This window comes from Pelatocladus sp. (assembly GCF_059505505.1).
On record NZ_JCACKS010000218.1, the window covers coordinates 14571 to 29870 of the forward strand.

Below are 15300 nucleotides of genomic sequence, written 5' to 3' on the forward strand. Positions count from 1 at the left end.
ATTAGAACGCGATCAAAAAATAATTAAACAACTGCATCTAGCTTCATTTTCACGAATTTTGGAACATGCTGATTTCCCCTGATTTGAGCTTTTCTCGCACCTTGCCTTTAGATATATTTAATCAGCTTGGCGAATTGTTAGAGCAAATGGCTCAAGCAGTAGAAGGTGAGTTTGTGGTTCTAACAGAAGCTGTGCTGAAGCGGATTACTATACCTGAAGAATGGCAGACGCAAAGATTTACAGTTGTCATTTCTAAGGGTTTTAGTGCTTTGATGGTGGGTTTTCCAGAGCAAAAAGGAGATTTTGGGGAACAGTTGGATGTCAAGTTTACATTTAGTTGTGAAGCGATCGCCTCTTTCCTGACAAGCATCAGAGATTTATTTGTACATAATTCTCCGCAACATCAAAAAATTGATTCTGTTTGTCAACTGCTTGCTCCTAATGATGTCAAACTCCAAAGTCAGTTTACGCTATTATTGTTAGATTTTTTCCTGCCACAGCTAAATCAGGAAGTAACACAATCACAAGCCTCAACAACTCCTGTTGCTTCTGTTTGTCAGCCAGTGGAAGATGCTCTTAACAAACAACTTGCTCAAGAGCGCCTGTTGAATCAGATTACTACTCGGACTCGCCAAAGTCTAGACTTGTCGGTAATTATGGTGACAGCAATTGAGCAAGTGCGAAAGTTTTTAGAATTAGATCGTCTAGTAATTTGCAAGCTAGTTTATCCACAAGTCGCACAGCTTTACAACGATCTTGAGAATGTAAATAATAATAATTTGCCTTCTGGGCTATTTTCTCCAGAAAATTCCTTAACCTATGTCCGCCAGTCAAAGCCTACACAAGTAAATTATCCATCATTGAATGGTAGAAATTTTGGTTTCGGAATTCCAAATTTTAGTGAGGAAAAAAATCACGCTTCAGATTTTTCATCTTCACTAAATTTAGGGCAATCTGCGAGTTGCGTCATTTATGAATCCCGGATTGACGAGACTATTCCTTCTGTATTGAACTATAGAGAAGAATACTGCTTTGTACCTAACTCTCCATGGTGGGAAAAGTATCGCCAGGGATTTACTGTCGCTGTCGATGATATCGAAAAAACTTATGCTTTAGAAGAGTGTTTATTAAATTTTTTAAGAAATATCAAAGTCCGCTCAAAGTTCATCGCTCCAATTGTATTTGAAGATCAACTTTGGGGGCTATTAATTGCTCATCAGTGCAATACACCACACAATTGGAATGAAAATGAAAAAAGTCTTTTAACTTCTGTTGCTGAACAATTAGCGATCGCAATTCATCAAGCTGAGTTAATGCGATCGCTTACTCAAGAAAAACAAACTCTAGAACAAAGAGTAGTTGAACGTACTGTAGCACTACATGACGCTTTAGTTGCTGCGGAGGCTGCTAGTCGCCTCCGCAGTGAATTTCTTGCTACCATTAGCCATGAATTACTGACTCCTTTGACCTACGTAATTGGTATGTCAGCAACTTTACTACGTTGGTCTTTTGGAGATTTAAATCAACGCCAACGGGAATATCTGCAAACTATCCACGATAGCGGTGAACATCTATTAGAAATGATTAATGACATTCTGGATTTATCCCAGATTGAAGCAGGTAAAGCTGTTTTAAATATTACAGAATTTTCTTTGGTCAAGGTATCAGAAAATATAGTTGCATCGTTATTGGAAAAAGCTACCAGCCAGCAAGTTAGCTTGAGACTAGAGTTACTTGTCGATCAAAAAGGCGATAATTTTACTGCTGATGTCAGAAGAGTAGAACAAATCTTATGGAATCTTTTAAGTAATGCGATCAAATTTACGCCTGAAGGTGGAAATGTAACTTTACGCCTGTGGATGGAATATGACACGGCTGTATTTCAAGTGGAAGATACTGGTATCGGTATTCCTCAAGAACAGTTACCACTGCTGTTTGAAAAATTTCATCAACTAGATACCCCCTACCGTCGCCGTTACGAAGGTACGGGACTCGGTTTGGCATTAACCAAACAACTTGTAGAACTACATCGGGGTCGAATTGAAGTAGAATCTAGCGTCGGTGTTGGTTCAATTTTTACAGTTTGGATACCAGTTCAACCAGAGTCGGTCATGAGATTTTAGATTTTAGATTACTCTTTCTTGAAGCCGCGATCGTATCTATGGATTTTGGATAGGGAGCATCCCAAATGTTTAAAATCTGCTTTTGGTGCAGACATGCTTGGAATCTGTTTCGTTACACTCCTAAGACTAACCATTTTTTTCCCTTGCCCTCATATCCAGCAAGTTTGCCTTGTTGAATATCAACAAGGGGGATTGATTATTTAGTCAAAGCCTATACGAAAGAATTATAAATCTATAAACTACAAATTAAAGCTCAACGGGAGCCTTGGATACAGAAAACTCGTTGGCTAATGCAGTAGGCACTAAAGTCCAACCTGCTTTTAAAAGTTTCTGATAAGTTGCCCAACCTCTAGAACCGCCAGGGATTTTATAATCTGGTACTACATATTGAGGGAAAGCTGTGTAAGGACGCCATGGTTGATGAGGTGCAGTTTGCAAATGCAAAATTTTAATCTCATTCTCACCAGAGGTAGATAGCCAGCACATTCTTTGCTGCATAGTAAACTCCTTTGTATTTTTATCTTTAGATGCATAATGACAGACTTTTGTCAAGCCTAACATCAACCCATTGGGGTAGTTTTTTGGCTAGTTTTCCAGATGCGTATACTCATACAATTCTTTCTTGAGTCTGAGTAGAAATTACGCACCTTCATGAATATCAGATAGCAATAAACAACACTTGTGTTCCACTAATGTTAAGTGCTGTAAAACAAAACTGGTGTATCGACAAATACGGTTTTTTGTTTCTCAAAGTTTTTTAAGTGAACTCACGTAGCTGTACTATTATTTTTTAACCAGATTCACCAATTTTATTTACAGTAATTGGGAATCTGTGCTTTTGCGTCTAAATGATTTAACATGAACTGCTAACGCCACAATATCTGGTTAGCGTTCTAGTTTTTTCAAAGCAACAATAATATTCAAATTAACACTAAATATAGGAATCTGGTTTGATTTATGAATTTATGAGTAAACAGAGAAAATAAGGAACGGGGTACGGGGTACGGGGTACGGGGAATAGAAAGTGTACTGAGTAGGGAAAGGAAACTATTAACAGGGAACATTAACTGTACTGAAGAACCGAATTTATATTAGCGACGGTTCTGTGCGTTAGCCTAAATGACTTATTCAAAGGCAGAGACATAAAACTTGTCACCAACAATATCACGAATTTCCGCTACTAACTGATAGTAAGTAGAATCTGACAAAGCTGGTTTTGCATCTTGTATATGAATTGTTTCATCCAAATCAATCCATGACTTACAACCACCATACTCAGGTAGATAAGGGATTTCTCGAACTTGCGATAGATTGTATGTCCGCAATAGCAAAATAAATAATGGCTGACGCGCTTTCCACTTCAGGCGATCGCTAATAAAATGCTCGTTCCAAATATGAAAGGGAAGCAAAGCATTGACTATTGATTCATCGCAAACTGGAAAAATATCGGTAATTTTTGCCCAGCTACCGATGCGTATTGTCTCTGGATGCCAACCAGGTGTTACGGGATAAACAAGGTTAGCATACTCAGGCTTCAGTAGAAAAGGTTGTTGATGTTCGTAAGTTGGGTAAAGCAAAATCTCGTCATGGACTACTTGAAAGCGTCCATTACGTTCGTGAATACCGCCTTTGCGAAGCAGCATGATTGTTTTCCCTGCTTCTAAAGCATTGACGGTAATTGCCCATTCTTTGAGTGCGTGAAAAGTTGTAGTCACCATAAACATCTACTTTAACTCTGATTTTATTTGACGCCAAGATCAATACACTATCTCACTCTCTGTGGAAATGAATTTTAGAAATATTTATATGAATGAACAAAAGACATAGCTGCGACTTGCACATTCCCATTCTTCCCATACTCAGCTACTTTACCTTGAATCGGAGGATACAAGTTTTTATTTATTAGATATATGCAACATTAAATCTGTTTTTTTGATCACAGCATAATGTAATCTGACACTAACCTTGAGGCAGACGATAAACCAATAAATACAGATAAATATTAATAATAAACTTCCACATCTAGTAAATACTTCTGGCTGACATAATTACTTCCATATCAGGGAATTCCAAATAAGAAATATTGGCGTTGCAGGGAAGATATAAGGGAGACAAAAAAAGAAATTGTATTAGATGCATGAATTGAATATTTTTTTGGATTTCCCCAAATATTGTAATGATTTGTTCAAAAATCCGCAAACTTATTTGCAACTAATATCTTTTAGCTGGAACAAAAAAATGAGCGTAAACAACAATAAAAGTTTGTGTTCAAAGCTTGCTAGTGTTGTTGTGATTGCTAGTACCAGTGTTGTGCTAAATATTTTCACAGAAGTTCCATCTCTTAGCACACCATACTCTCATAGTGAAGCAAAAACTTCAGCAAATTCTATAGAGCAGCCTATTAACTTAAAGATTGTTATTAGCCGACGCCAAGTAATCCTCTATCGAGGTAAAATTCAAATCAAGTCTTATCCTATTGCAGTTGGTCGTCCAGGTTGGGAAACTCCAATTGGTCATTTTCAAGTACTCAAGATGACAAAAAATCCAGCTTGGATGCATCCTTTTACAGGCGAATCTATCCCAGGAGGAAGTCCAAAAAATCCTCTTGGTCGTTACTGGATTGGATTTTGGACAAATGGTACAAATTGGATTGGTTTTCATGGGACTCCTGATGCTGAATCAGTTGGGAAAGCAGCTTCTCATGGTTGTATTCGTATGTATAACAAGGATGTTCAAGAATTATTTGATCAGGTAAGTATAGGAACACCAATAACTGTAGTGCCATAGGTTGAACAGGCAGAAAAATAAATATATTTTGAGACAAAAACATGATTATTGCTGATTTAAAATTTGACGAATTAGTAGAATTAACCAACGCTATAATGGGTGGTTCATCATTTTATAGTTACACTAGTTTCAATCCAAATGATACGTCTGGATTAGAAAAAGCTGATGAAAAACTACTGGAGATATCACCTTCTATAAAAACTTTACAAGACTCTATCATGGAAAACATTTAACAACTAGTTTTGCAGGAGAAATAAGAGTTATCATAGTTTCTGATAAAGATGGTGTATCCAATTCTATAAGTCACATTTTTAATTTAGGCATCATCTGTAACAAGTATTAGAAAATTATTTGATTTTTAGTAATTGGGATTTAAATCATCTAATCTTTTTGCTAATCCCTTGTTTTATAAAAAACAAGGGATTAATTTTTAATTACTTTCAATTACATATTTAATAGCTTCAGTAGAATATTTATTACAACAAAATTAAATATAGGCATAACAAAGCTTTGCTATGCCTATACTCAATCGCCTATCCGATTACAAAAAAATTGTGTCACTTTTAGGTACTGATTAAATTACTTACATTACCGACAATATACTTCCAAAATACTCTGCACCACCCTTAGTATTGTTTGATGTACTAGTTATAACTTTGCTATTTTCAGTTTTCTTTGCTGAAATTTTATGCTTGATTCCGAATTTATCTGTTGTCTCCTTTTCCAAAGAATATTCTCCTGGATGCTTATCAAACTCAGCTAAATCGTCTCCAAAAATATTTGAAATGCCTTTAAAAAGCTGATTTGGAAATAAACCACCCTGAACTTTCAGATCATTATAAACCTCAATTTCACAAAAACTTAGGTCATCAATTTTTAATCCACTCATAATTTCATCCTTGTTTGCAAGATAATGTACTTCACTGAAAATATCACGAGTTCCCCAACCAGTGGACTTGATGTCCCATGTCAAAAGAGCGGGGTTGCTGACTCCACACCTACTGATAACTTGCACTATTCTCAGCAAGAACCAAAGACTATTATTCTCTTTACCAGGTTGAACCTGGTAACAAGGGTTTGGAGATTTCGCATCCTAATACTACATAAGTGTGCTAGTAATCAGTCCTTGTAACTATTATAGTGTTTGTAATACTTATATTTGCCTTTATCTCTGTATTTGCCTTTTTTGTGGTAACCACCAATAATTTGATTAGATTCAACAGATTCGATGTGCTGTAGGTCAGAAATAATCATGAGTTTCTCCTGGGAATTAATTAATGGTAATTGCTGTGATTTCAAGGATGTCTGAAAAGTACTGGGTTGCGATTTATCATCACTAATGGTGATTAATGGAAGTTTGACTAATCAGACATCCTGTGAATAACCAATTTATTTTTTATTGGTTACATTTTTCATGACTTAATAGCCCCAACCATCGCTATTGGCCGCAGCAATAGCAACAGCAACAGCAGTAGCATTGTCACCACCATATCCGTCATACTTCTTGCCATATCCGCCATAGTAGCGATGACCACAACCACCAACGACTTGATTAGATTCAACAGATTCGATGTGATTCAGATCAGAAATAATCATGAGTTTCTCCTGGGAATTAATTAATGGTAATTGCTGTGATTTCAAGGATATCTGAAAAGTACTGGATTGCGATTTATCATCACCAATGGTGATTAATGAAAGTTTGACTAATCAGACATCCTCTGAGTAACCAACTTATTTTTTATTGGTTACATTATTCAAAACTTAGTAGCCCCAACCATCGCTATTGGCCGCAGCAATAGCAACAGCAACAGCAGTAGCATTGTCACCACCATATCCGTCATACTTCTTGCCATATCCGCCATAGTAGCGATGACCACAACCACCAACGACTTGATTAGATTCAACAGATTCGATGTGATTCAGATCAGAAATAATCATGAGTTTCTCCTGGGAATTAATTAATGGTAATTGCTGTGATTTCAAGGATATCTGAAAAGTACTGATCTACGATTTAGCATCACCGATAGTGATTAATTAAACTTTGAATAATCAGATATCCTACGAGTAACCAACTTATTTTTTATTGGTTACATTATTCAAAATTTAGTAGCCCCAACCACCACTTTTAGCCGCAGCAATAGCAACAGCAACAGCAGTAGCGCTGTCGTCGTCACACTTGTCATACTTCTTGTAACAACAGCAGCCCCCACCAATTACTTGACTAGATTCAACAGATTCAATTTGATTCAGATCAGAAATAATCATAGATTTCACCTGAGAATTGATTAATTCTTTCTTGCTTTTAGTTTAGCAACCAATCTAATTTGTATTGCTAACTATTTTTAATTTATCTCATCGCCATAAAAATACAAGAGTTATTTGAATATTTTTTTATTTAAAAAACTAATATATGATCTACAGGCTTGCCATATCAATATATTATTTCTATGCAAAGAAACAAGCATTGTTGTATGCAATTTTAGACAATAAAAGTATTTTTATTGTCTCTATCAAACTTTTAGATTTATTTTGAAGAAATGTTAATTTTTATTTTTCATATATATTTATTTGAAACATGTTTATTTGCAAAAAAAAACGACCCAACTTCACCATGCAAGAGTGTTTGTGAAACAATTAATTTACTTCTTTGAAAAAAGAATCAGTTATTTTCTAATTTGATTAAATGATGTTAAGTTGATTGATAGTTGTATCTAATTCAATCACTATTTCCATGCTTTCGATTTGTTGTTTTAACCAATCAGAGAACAATTCAAAAATTATTTGTTTATATAATTGGTCATTTAATTTGGGTTGAATTATTTCCTCAACCCAAATTAAATATACTCCTTTAGGAGTTGTAATTGGTTTGATAATTTGAGGTGGAGTTGCCGCAAACACGGCAGCTGCAATTTCTGGGCGAAATTCTTTGCGGCGTCGAATTCCTTGATATCCACCAGCACGACGTAATTCTGGTACTTGGATATATTGACGGGCGATTTCTGAAAAACTGGTTTCACCTTCTTCTAGTTCATAAAACAATTCCAAAGCTAAATCTCTATCTTCAAGGATGATTTCGTAGGTAACAGCAGCTAGATACTCAAGTTGATTTTGGTAAAAGAACTTTTCGACATGATCTGCAAATAAATAATCTGCCAATTTATTAGAGAGGACTTGATTGTAGATTAATTCTTCAAACTCATCTAAAGATAGATGATGTTTTTTGAGCCATTCCCAAGTATCTTTTGCTTTGATGAGTTTCTTCTCTAGGCGCAGCTTGTCTCCTTCTTCTTGAAGTTCTGCTTTCTCGATTTGAATACCAGCTTCTTTAGCTGCTTCAGCAATGATTTTTTCAGATGCGATCGCCTCCACAACTATAGGAATGTGGCAAGAAAGTTTGATGTTGCGAATGATGTCTGAAGAAGTCACAGTGAGATTTTTAGCCATGATGCAATCCCTTGTGAGTAATCTGATTTTTTGGAAAGACCAGCAACTAATTGCTAAAGCTTCAAGCCATCTTTTTGCAGTCGCTGGAATGGATCTAAGACAAAGTCAATCACCCGTCGTTGACGAATAACAACTTCTGCGGTTGCTGTCTGACCAGGATTCAACGGAATACGTTGGTTGCCATTTTGGAGATATTGCTGATCTAAAGCGATGTCTAAATCAAAGCTTTCTAGTTTTCCTTGGGGTGTTTGACTAACTTTCGAGTCGGGAGATATCCAAGTAACTTTGCCTTGGGCAATACCATACTGTTGGAAAGGATAGGCATCTAACTTGATTTTGACTGGCATTCCTACTTTCAAGAAGCCACTTTGTTGACTAGGCATCTGAGCTTTCAGGATGAAAGGCGTATTTTTAGGCGCAATTTGGGCTACTCTTTGACCAAGTTGTACTACTGCTCCTGGCTTTGTGACTGGCAACTCAAAAACTACACCATTAACAGGCGATCGCACTATTCGTTGCTGTAACTGAAGCTTTAAAGATGCCATTTGGCTTTTGATTTGAGCAATTTGAGATTCTAAGCTAGTGATTTGTGTTTGCAAGTCTTTGAATTGTTGCTGATTTTTGAGAATCGCCAATTTACCAGCTTGTAATAAGCTTTGATAATTGCTTTGCTCCCCTTGTAATTGCAGTTTTGCTTTCTCTATATCAGACTCCAACTGATTGACTGTTGCTTGATAACGGCTCTGTTCCCCCGCCAAGCGCAATTGAGCTTGTTTAACATCAGATTGAGCCTTTTCATACATTTGCTTGCTTTGCTGTTGCTCTTTTTTGAGTTGGTCAATTTGAGTTATGGATACCGCACCATCCTGTAACAATTTACTAAAGCGATGAACTATTCTGGAATCTAGCTTCAAACGTTCTTCAGCCGATTTCAGGTCATTATGACTCGTAGAAATTTGTTCCTGTGCTTGGTTGAGTGATGACTGTTTTTCTAACTTTTGTAAGTTGTAGGTACTCTGTTTGGCATCCAGTTCCTGTTTTGCTTGGTTGACTTGGGATATTTTTTCTAATGCTTGAGATTTGTTTTGTTGCTCCTGAACTCCAAGCGTCAACTGGAGTTGGTTTTTGAGTAGATCAAACTGCGATCGCTGATTGAGCAATCCAGTCAGTTTTTCTTGAGCTTGTTGGAGTTCCGTTTGCAAGATATCAGATTCAAGTTCCAGCAGAACTTGCCCAGCTTGAACAGTGTCACCTTCCTTAACTTGGACAGCCTTCACACTCCCGCTTGACAGTGCATCTAGTTTCTGGGTTGAACCTTTAGGTTCTATACGTCCTCTGGCGTTACCAGTCTCATCTACCTTGGTAAGCACTGACCAAGGTAAGGCAAGAACTGTAAAACCTATAAGTGCATAAAGAACACTACGAGTCCAAACTCTCGGTAAGGCATCTAGTAACTCTTCAGTGGCATAATGCCAATCTTTGATATGTTCCTTTGGCTGAGTAAATTCCTGAGTCTGTGGGTAGCTTTGTTTATTATCTGGTTCGTTGACCAGTGCAGATGAAGAGTTCGCATGTGGATATGGCATAGTTCCTTGCTCATGGATAAGGTAAGGGGAACACGAGAGACACGGAGGACACGGGAGACAAGGAGGACACGGGGGACAAGGAAGACAATGGAGAAAAAAGAAAACTAACTATTGACTTGTCAATGAGCAACAACCAATAATTAACCTGTTTGAGATAACTGTTGTTGATTTAGGTAATAGTAGTGACCTTTTTTGGCGATGAGTTTGTCATGGGTTCCGCTTTCTACCAATAAGCCACGATCTAGAACCAGAATTAAGTCAGCGTTACGGACAGTAGAAAGACGATGGGCAATGATCACACTTGTGCGTTCTTTGAGAATGGTTTTGAGATTATTTTGAATAATGCGTTCTGATTCAGCATCTAGATGACTGGTGGCTTCATCCAAAAGCAACAAGCGGGGATTTCCTAGTAAAGCACGAGCGATCGCTAGACGTTGGCGTTGTCCACCGGAGAGCATTCCACCACCTTCACCGATTTGGGTTTCATAACCTAGTGGTAGTTGCTGGATAAATTCATCTGCTCCCGCCATTTGTGCTGCTTGGATGATTTGTTCCAAAGAAGCATCTGGATGAGCTATGGCAATATTTTCGCGAATAGTACCACCAAAAAGGAAGGAATCTTGGTCTACTACACCAACTTGAGAACGGAGCGATCGCAGGGAAATATTATTGACATCTTGACCATCAATGAATACTTTGCCATCACTCGGTGGATATAAACCCAAAATCAATTTGCTGAGTGTGGTTTTCCCAGAACCACTACGTCCAACCACAGCGATCATTTGCTCTGGTTGAATTTCAAAGTTGATATTTTCTAAGACGTTGGTATCACTTTCTGGGTGGTAGCGAAAGGTAACATTTTGAAAATTAATATGACCACGAAGACTACCCAAAGATTGACGGGGTTTATGTTGTAAATCTTCTTCTGGTTCTGCCTCTAGAACATCATTGATACGTTCGGTGGAAATAACAATTTCCTGTAATTGATTCCATAGCAGTGACAGCCTTTGAAAAGGACTGATCACATAACCTACTAGCATGTTGAAAGCAACCAACTGCCCAATCGTTAGTTCTTGATTAATAACTAACGATGCTCCATACCAGAGTAAGGAGGTATTCACGAAGGTTTCAATTACACCAGTAATGACAGTGAGGCGGTTGCTGATGATCTGAGCATTAAAGGCTTTTTTAATCAATTTATTCAGTAGCTCTTCCCAACGCCAGCGCACTGTCTGTTCTATAGACAATGAACGAACAGTGCGAATCCCTGTCAAGGACTCGATTAGATAGCTATTTTCTTCTGCCCCAGCATTAAAAATCTCTCTGGAAATGCGGCGTAAAATACTAGTGCTAGCCAGCGCCAAGATAAAAAATGGCGGTACAGTGAACAATACAAACAATGCCATGCGCCAGCTATACCAGAACATCATGCCTAGATAAATTACCAATGTCAGCAAATCCAGCAAGATAGACAATGTCTGTCCAGTCAAGAAGCGTTGAATTTTTTCATTTTCTTGGACGCGGGAGACTATGTCCCCAACATAACGAGACTCAAAATACGAGAGAGGTAAACTGAAAGTATGTTTGATAAATCCTACTAGTAAGGCAACACTAACGCGGTTGGCAGTGTGATCCAGCAAATATTGCCGCACTCCATTCATGATCACTCGGAACAAACCAAAAATGATCATCCCTAAAGCAATAGCATTTAAGGTGGTAAAACTGCGTTGTACTAACACCCGGTCTAATAGTAACTGGGTGAAAACTGGTGTTACTAATCCAAATAACTGAATTAAGACTGAGGCAAAGAATATTTCTAGCAGTACCTTATGGTGAGGTTTGACTAAGTCAAAAAACTTCCAAAGGCTAGCAGTGTTATTTTTGGCATCTTTAAGTAGAACTGTGGGTTGTAGCAACAATGCATAACCAGTCCAACCCGTTTCAAATTCCTTGGGGGTGAGAGTGCGTTGACCGATCGCAGGATCACCCACAACCACATGCTTTTTCGTTATTTCATAGACAACGATAAAGTGCTTACCTTCCCAATGAATAATTCCAGGTAAAGCTTGTTCTGCCAATTTATCAAAACTGGCTTTCACAGGCCGGGTAACAAAACCAAGGCTTTCAGCAGTTGCAGCAATAGCGCGTAAAGATGCCCCACTACGGCTGACGTTGGTCATATCCCGCAGACGATTAACACTAAAGTGCTTACCCCAATAGCTACCAATCATTACCAAGCAAGCAGCACCACAGTCAGAAGCACTTTGTTGAGCATAAAAGGGATAGCGACAGGTAAGGCGTCCCCACCAATGCCCGATTTGCACCTTCGGACTGGGAAAATAAGGGCGTAGTTTTGTTCGCTCTGGTTTTAGTTGTTTTAGCTGTTTTGGTTGTTTTGTAGATGTTTCTGGTACGGGAAAAGGAATAATTTTTCTGTAACGTTCAGGTTTGTTGACTGGTGGTGTTTCCTTCTCGTCAATGACAATTTGTGTTGAATCAAAACCATCAATATTCCCTAGTTGTGGCCAGTATTGCAATGCTGTTTGCCACTGAGAACGTTTGAGACTGTAGATAATTGTAGGTGCAGCTACCTGCCAGTGAGTTTGCGTCTTTGGAACACAAATATCTCCCTGAGTTAGTCTTTGACCATCAGTATGAAGCAGTTTTCCTCGATAGAGTAGCCATAGTTGCTTATCTTGGTATAGTTCGATAGGTAGAGAACCAATTTCCAGACTGCGCCGTTCACATAGAGATAAAACTTTGAACATTTCTGGCACAGATATCTGATGCTGTGATGAGTTTTGGCTATAACCAAGCAACAGATCCCAAATTTCTGCTTTTTGATAAAGGCGATCGCGGATTTGAGCAGAGTTATGCATCAATCTCTGCATTTCCTCATCTTTGAGATAGCAAAGTTTTAAGCGATGGGAAGCTCTAGCTGCATATGGCTGGAATTGTGCTGTGGGAAATAGAGTGATTTCACCAAATGTTCCTCCTTTTGTCAGAGTAGCAATCAAGTTATCACAACTATCTAGCAGTCTAACTTTGCCTGCAATGACAATATAAATTCCTGCTTGAGTTTCTGTGGCTTGCCAAAACTGCTGTGTCGGTGGTGGTTCTATAATTTCCACTGCCGCCAAATAGTCGTCTAACTCCTTTTTTGAGAGCGTCTCACCGAAAGTTACAGTGAGTTGTTGAGTCACTAGTTCTTGCTCAGAAAACACAGATAACACCCGCTCACCTCCAGGAATCAAATACACGAATCCGCCGCAGCTGTTTTTAAAATTATTTTTGTTAAATCTTCATCGCTACACAAAAGAGTTAGCTCAGATTTTGCACTTAGTAGTCCGCCACATCCAATGTGTGGTGGACTAATAGCGCTGGCGTGTGGCTTCTTGTCGCTTGATACAAGATATCAGCTTACTTTCTACGGTAATTTTCTACAGTAATGCAAAGCTTGAATTAAATTTGAATCAAGCCGAAATAATGTCTTTCAGTTGGAGTTTTCAGATCATTTATCATTAGCCATTTGGAAATGAATATTCTATGAATGACAAATGATTTATGACAGCAACAAGCAATATTGATAATGATGCTTCTGCATTGAGGTTTACTCAATTATCATAAGAGTCTATCTCTTGTGTAGAAGTAAAGGCTATCTAAGCGCTATCAGTAGGTAGAAAGATAATTCCCCTTATGTTTTGGTCAACAAATTGATTATTATTTTAATAATCATAAGACCATTGCAATCCCTATTTTTGTGTTTTAATACTTTCCTAGTAATCTATCAAAAGACTGAATTGGCTCATAAATAATCCTTTTTAGTAAAACCGAACACACAAAGTTTATAAAAATTTAATTTTGTCCAAGAGTATGAGTTTTTCAAGCTATACAGTATTTGCTATCTTTAATTATTCTGTATATATCTCAAAAGCTTTTCAATATATTTTACTTAGTTTTACAATATTTGCTTACTGTTTCATGATTCCTTTATCAACTCTTTAAGAATAATTGTTGTGTATGACTATCAATTTAATTAATTGAAAAAGAGACAATAAAACATATTAGAGCTTAAAAATAAAACTCTTAGCGAGTAAAGCTTACCTGATTATTAATTTTAAAGATTTTCTCCCTTTTTTTGTCCATTTAATTATCTCCAAGCCTCATAAGTTTTCGATATGACGTCTTTTTGTGTGATAAAACCCATTAAATATCGGTGTTTATATGGCTAAGAATTAAAATTATTGTATTCAAAAAATATAACGTGTTAAAAATATATTTTTGTATCTATTTTATATCTGGTTTGTATCTCTAATGCATCTCTAATGTATCTATATAAATTCCATCAGAATTTAACAAATACTGCACTTCACTATTCAGCCATTGTTGAAACATATTCTGGAGAATTTCTTCATGCCTTTGAGGTGTTAATTCTGCTATAATAAATTGTTCGACCATAAGAAGATGGTAGCCTTGTTCACTTTTTAATGGACCAATTAATTGTTTGGGAGGAGTACTAAATACAAGCTCACCTATATTTGCTTGGATAGCCCAACGATAAATTGTCCCTTCATAACCACATTTATGTCTACGGTTATCATCAATGTCATAAATGTGAGCCGCATCATATAAACTAATTTCGCCCTCTTCAATTTGATAATAAAGTTCTTGAGCAAGTTTTTCGGACGTCACTATCATTTGATAAAGAATGACTTGCTCAAATTCTTGTCGATTTTGGTTAAAAAACTTTTTTACCTCTTTATCAAAGAGTGTTTGTGCTACTTTTAGTGCTAGCAGTTGATTGCGAATTCCAACCTCCCAATCATAGGGACTAACAAATTGCTCTGCTAACCAGGTCAATGTATCAACAGCTTTTTCTAAACGCTGTTCACGACGTTGACGATCTGCCTCAATTTCAATTTCTTCTGTAGTAACAATTATGCCCCTCTCTTGGGCTGCATTGTCTATAATTCTTTGATATAAGATTTTTTGACATACTTGCCTCAAAGTCATTTCACTTTTGAGGTAGTTGATAATTTCCTCAGAATTTATACCTTTTTGAGAAATGTCTTTCATAGTATTGTATATAAGGCACAATGTAAATCACCCACACTGACCCGAAACGGTTATAGTGTGGGCTTTTAGTTGCCCTGAAGAATCTATGCTGAGATTACACTAACAATTGTAAAGCTTTCGCCGTGAGCGTCACTCGAACGGGTTTGACACTCCCCACGGCTAGAAGCCGGGGGATTCTTGCTTCGCGGGGTAGAAAATGAATTTACCCACCCTTCGGGAAGGCTTCCGCCTACAGCAAGCATCTTGACCGTATGCCCTACGGCTGCAAGTCCACGTATTGCGAC

13 protein-coding genes are annotated in these 15300 nt (G+C 37.5%); 3 read left to right on the forward strand and 10 right to left on the reverse strand.

Annotation, left to right across the window (positions count from 1 at the left end):
- Positions 1 to 65 precede the first annotated feature (65 nt).
- The gene (locus AC5JMK_RS19575) at positions 66 to 2123 is read left to right on the forward strand and encodes a GAF domain-containing sensor histidine kinase (protein ID WP_096676859.1); all 2058 of its coding nucleotides are present in this window, start codon (positions 66 to 68) and stop codon (positions 2121 to 2123) included.
- Between the two features lie 246 nt (positions 2124 to 2369).
- On the opposite strand, the gene AC5JMK_RS19580 is transcribed toward AC5JMK_RS19575, so the two are convergent.
- Together AC5JMK_RS19580 and AC5JMK_RS19585 are read right to left on the reverse strand one after the other, a co-directional pair.
- Entirely contained in the window at positions 2370 to 2609 is a 240-nt protein-coding gene (locus AC5JMK_RS19580; RefSeq protein ID WP_096679095.1) for a hypothetical protein, read from the reverse strand.
- Between the two features lie 638 nt (positions 2610 to 3247).
- A complete protein-coding gene (locus tag AC5JMK_RS19585) occupies positions 3248 to 3841 on the reverse strand; it encodes a DUF1802 family protein (protein ID WP_096679093.1) in 594 nt (197 codons plus the stop codon).
- A gap of 520 nt (positions 3842 to 4361) precedes the next feature.
- Between AC5JMK_RS19585 and AC5JMK_RS19590 the strand changes: the two genes are divergently transcribed.
- Both AC5JMK_RS19590 and AC5JMK_RS19595 read left to right on the forward strand, forming a co-directional pair.
- Positions 4362 to 4910 (forward strand): L,D-transpeptidase, encoded by a 549-nt coding sequence (locus tag AC5JMK_RS19590; RefSeq protein WP_096679091.1) that lies wholly within the window; start codon positions 4362 to 4364, stop codon positions 4908 to 4910.
- Between the two features lie 41 nt (positions 4911 to 4951).
- Positions 4952 to 5143: a hypothetical protein gene (locus AC5JMK_RS19595; protein WP_096676858.1), complete on the forward strand. Its 192-nt coding sequence runs from the start codon at positions 4952 to 4954 to the stop codon at positions 5141 to 5143.
- Positions 5144 to 5493: 350 nt separating this feature from the next.
- On the opposite strand, the gene AC5JMK_RS19600 is transcribed toward AC5JMK_RS19595, so the two are convergent.
- The 8 genes from AC5JMK_RS19600 to AC5JMK_RS19635 all read right to left on the reverse strand — a co-directional run bounded on the left by AC5JMK_RS19600 (position 5494) and on the right by AC5JMK_RS19635 (position 15016).
- Complete coding sequence (locus AC5JMK_RS19600; protein ID WP_495910851.1) at positions 5494 to 5883, reverse strand: hypothetical protein; 390 nt, start codon at positions 5881 to 5883, stop codon at positions 5494 to 5496.
- 446 nt (positions 5884 to 6329) lie between these two features.
- Positions 6330 to 6506 (reverse strand): hypothetical protein, encoded by a 177-nt coding sequence (locus AC5JMK_RS19605; protein WP_495910852.1) that lies wholly within the window; start codon positions 6504 to 6506, stop codon positions 6330 to 6332.
- A 165-nt stretch (positions 6507 to 6671) separates the two neighbouring features.
- Positions 6672 to 6848 (reverse strand): hypothetical protein, encoded by a 177-nt coding sequence (locus AC5JMK_RS19610; protein ID WP_495910852.1) that lies wholly within the window; start codon positions 6846 to 6848, stop codon positions 6672 to 6674.
- A 165-nt stretch (positions 6849 to 7013) separates the two neighbouring features.
- Positions 7014 to 7175 carry a hypothetical protein gene (locus AC5JMK_RS19615; RefSeq protein ID WP_495910853.1) on the reverse strand — a complete coding sequence of 54 codons (162 nt, stop codon included), beginning with the start codon at positions 7173 to 7175 and terminating at the stop codon, positions 7014 to 7016.
- Between the two features lie 414 nt (positions 7176 to 7589).
- Positions 7590 to 8354, reverse strand: coding sequence for a peptidylprolyl isomerase (locus tag AC5JMK_RS19620; protein WP_096676857.1), 765 nt, complete (start codon positions 8352 to 8354; stop codon positions 7590 to 7592).
- 53 nt (positions 8355 to 8407) lie between these two features.
- Positions 8408 to 9940, reverse strand: coding sequence for a beta-barrel domain-containing protein (locus tag AC5JMK_RS19625; RefSeq protein WP_096676856.1), 1533 nt, complete (start codon positions 9938 to 9940; stop codon positions 8408 to 8410).
- Between the two features lie 140 nt (positions 9941 to 10080).
- Positions 10081 to 13173: a peptidase domain-containing ABC transporter gene (locus AC5JMK_RS19630; RefSeq protein ID WP_096679087.1), complete on the reverse strand. Its 3093-nt coding sequence runs from the start codon at positions 13171 to 13173 to the stop codon at positions 10081 to 10083.
- 1078 nt (positions 13174 to 14251) lie between these two features.
- The gene (locus tag AC5JMK_RS19635) at positions 14252 to 15016 is read right to left on the reverse strand and encodes a foldase protein PrsA (RefSeq protein WP_096676855.1); all 765 of its coding nucleotides are present in this window, start codon (positions 15014 to 15016) and stop codon (positions 14252 to 14254) included.
- Positions 15017 to 15300 lie beyond the last annotated feature (284 nt).

Bases quoted from the DNA above. Each gene is read 5' to 3' on its own strand.
- AC5JMK_RS19610 (WP_495910852.1), bottom strand. From the start codon at position 6,848: ATGATTATTTCTGATCTGAATCACATCGAATCTGTTGAATCTAATCAA.
- AC5JMK_RS19620 (WP_096676857.1), bottom strand. From the start codon at position 8,354: ATGGCTAAAAATCTCACTGTGACTTCTTCAGACATCATTCGCAACATC.
- AC5JMK_RS19575 (WP_096676859.1), top strand. From the start codon at position 66: ATGCTGATTTCCCCTGATTTGAGCTTTTCTCGCACCTTGCCTTTAGAT.
- AC5JMK_RS19605 (WP_495910852.1), bottom strand. From the start codon at position 6,506: ATGATTATTTCTGATCTGAATCACATCGAATCTGTTGAATCTAATCAA.
- AC5JMK_RS19615 (WP_495910853.1), bottom strand. From the start codon at position 7,175: ATGATTATTTCTGATCTGAATCAAATTGAATCTGTTGAATCTAGTCAA.
- AC5JMK_RS19625 (WP_096676856.1), bottom strand. From the start codon at position 9,940: ATGCCATATCCACATGCGAACTCTTCATCTGCACTGGTCAACGAACCA.
- AC5JMK_RS19585 (WP_096679093.1), bottom strand. From the start codon at position 3,841: ATGGTGACTACAACTTTTCACGCACTCAAAGAATGGGCAATTACCGTC.
- AC5JMK_RS19580 (WP_096679095.1), bottom strand. From the start codon at position 2,609: ATGTGCTGGCTATCTACCTCTGGTGAGAATGAGATTAAAATTTTGCAT.
- AC5JMK_RS19590 (WP_096679091.1), top strand. From the start codon at position 4,362: ATGAGCGTAAACAACAATAAAAGTTTGTGTTCAAAGCTTGCTAGTGTT.
- AC5JMK_RS19635 (WP_096676855.1), bottom strand. From the start codon at position 15,016: ATGAAAGACATTTCTCAAAAAGGTATAAATTCTGAGGAAATTATCAAC.
- AC5JMK_RS19595 (WP_096676858.1), top strand. From the start codon at position 4,952: ATGATTATTGCTGATTTAAAATTTGACGAATTAGTAGAATTAACCAAC.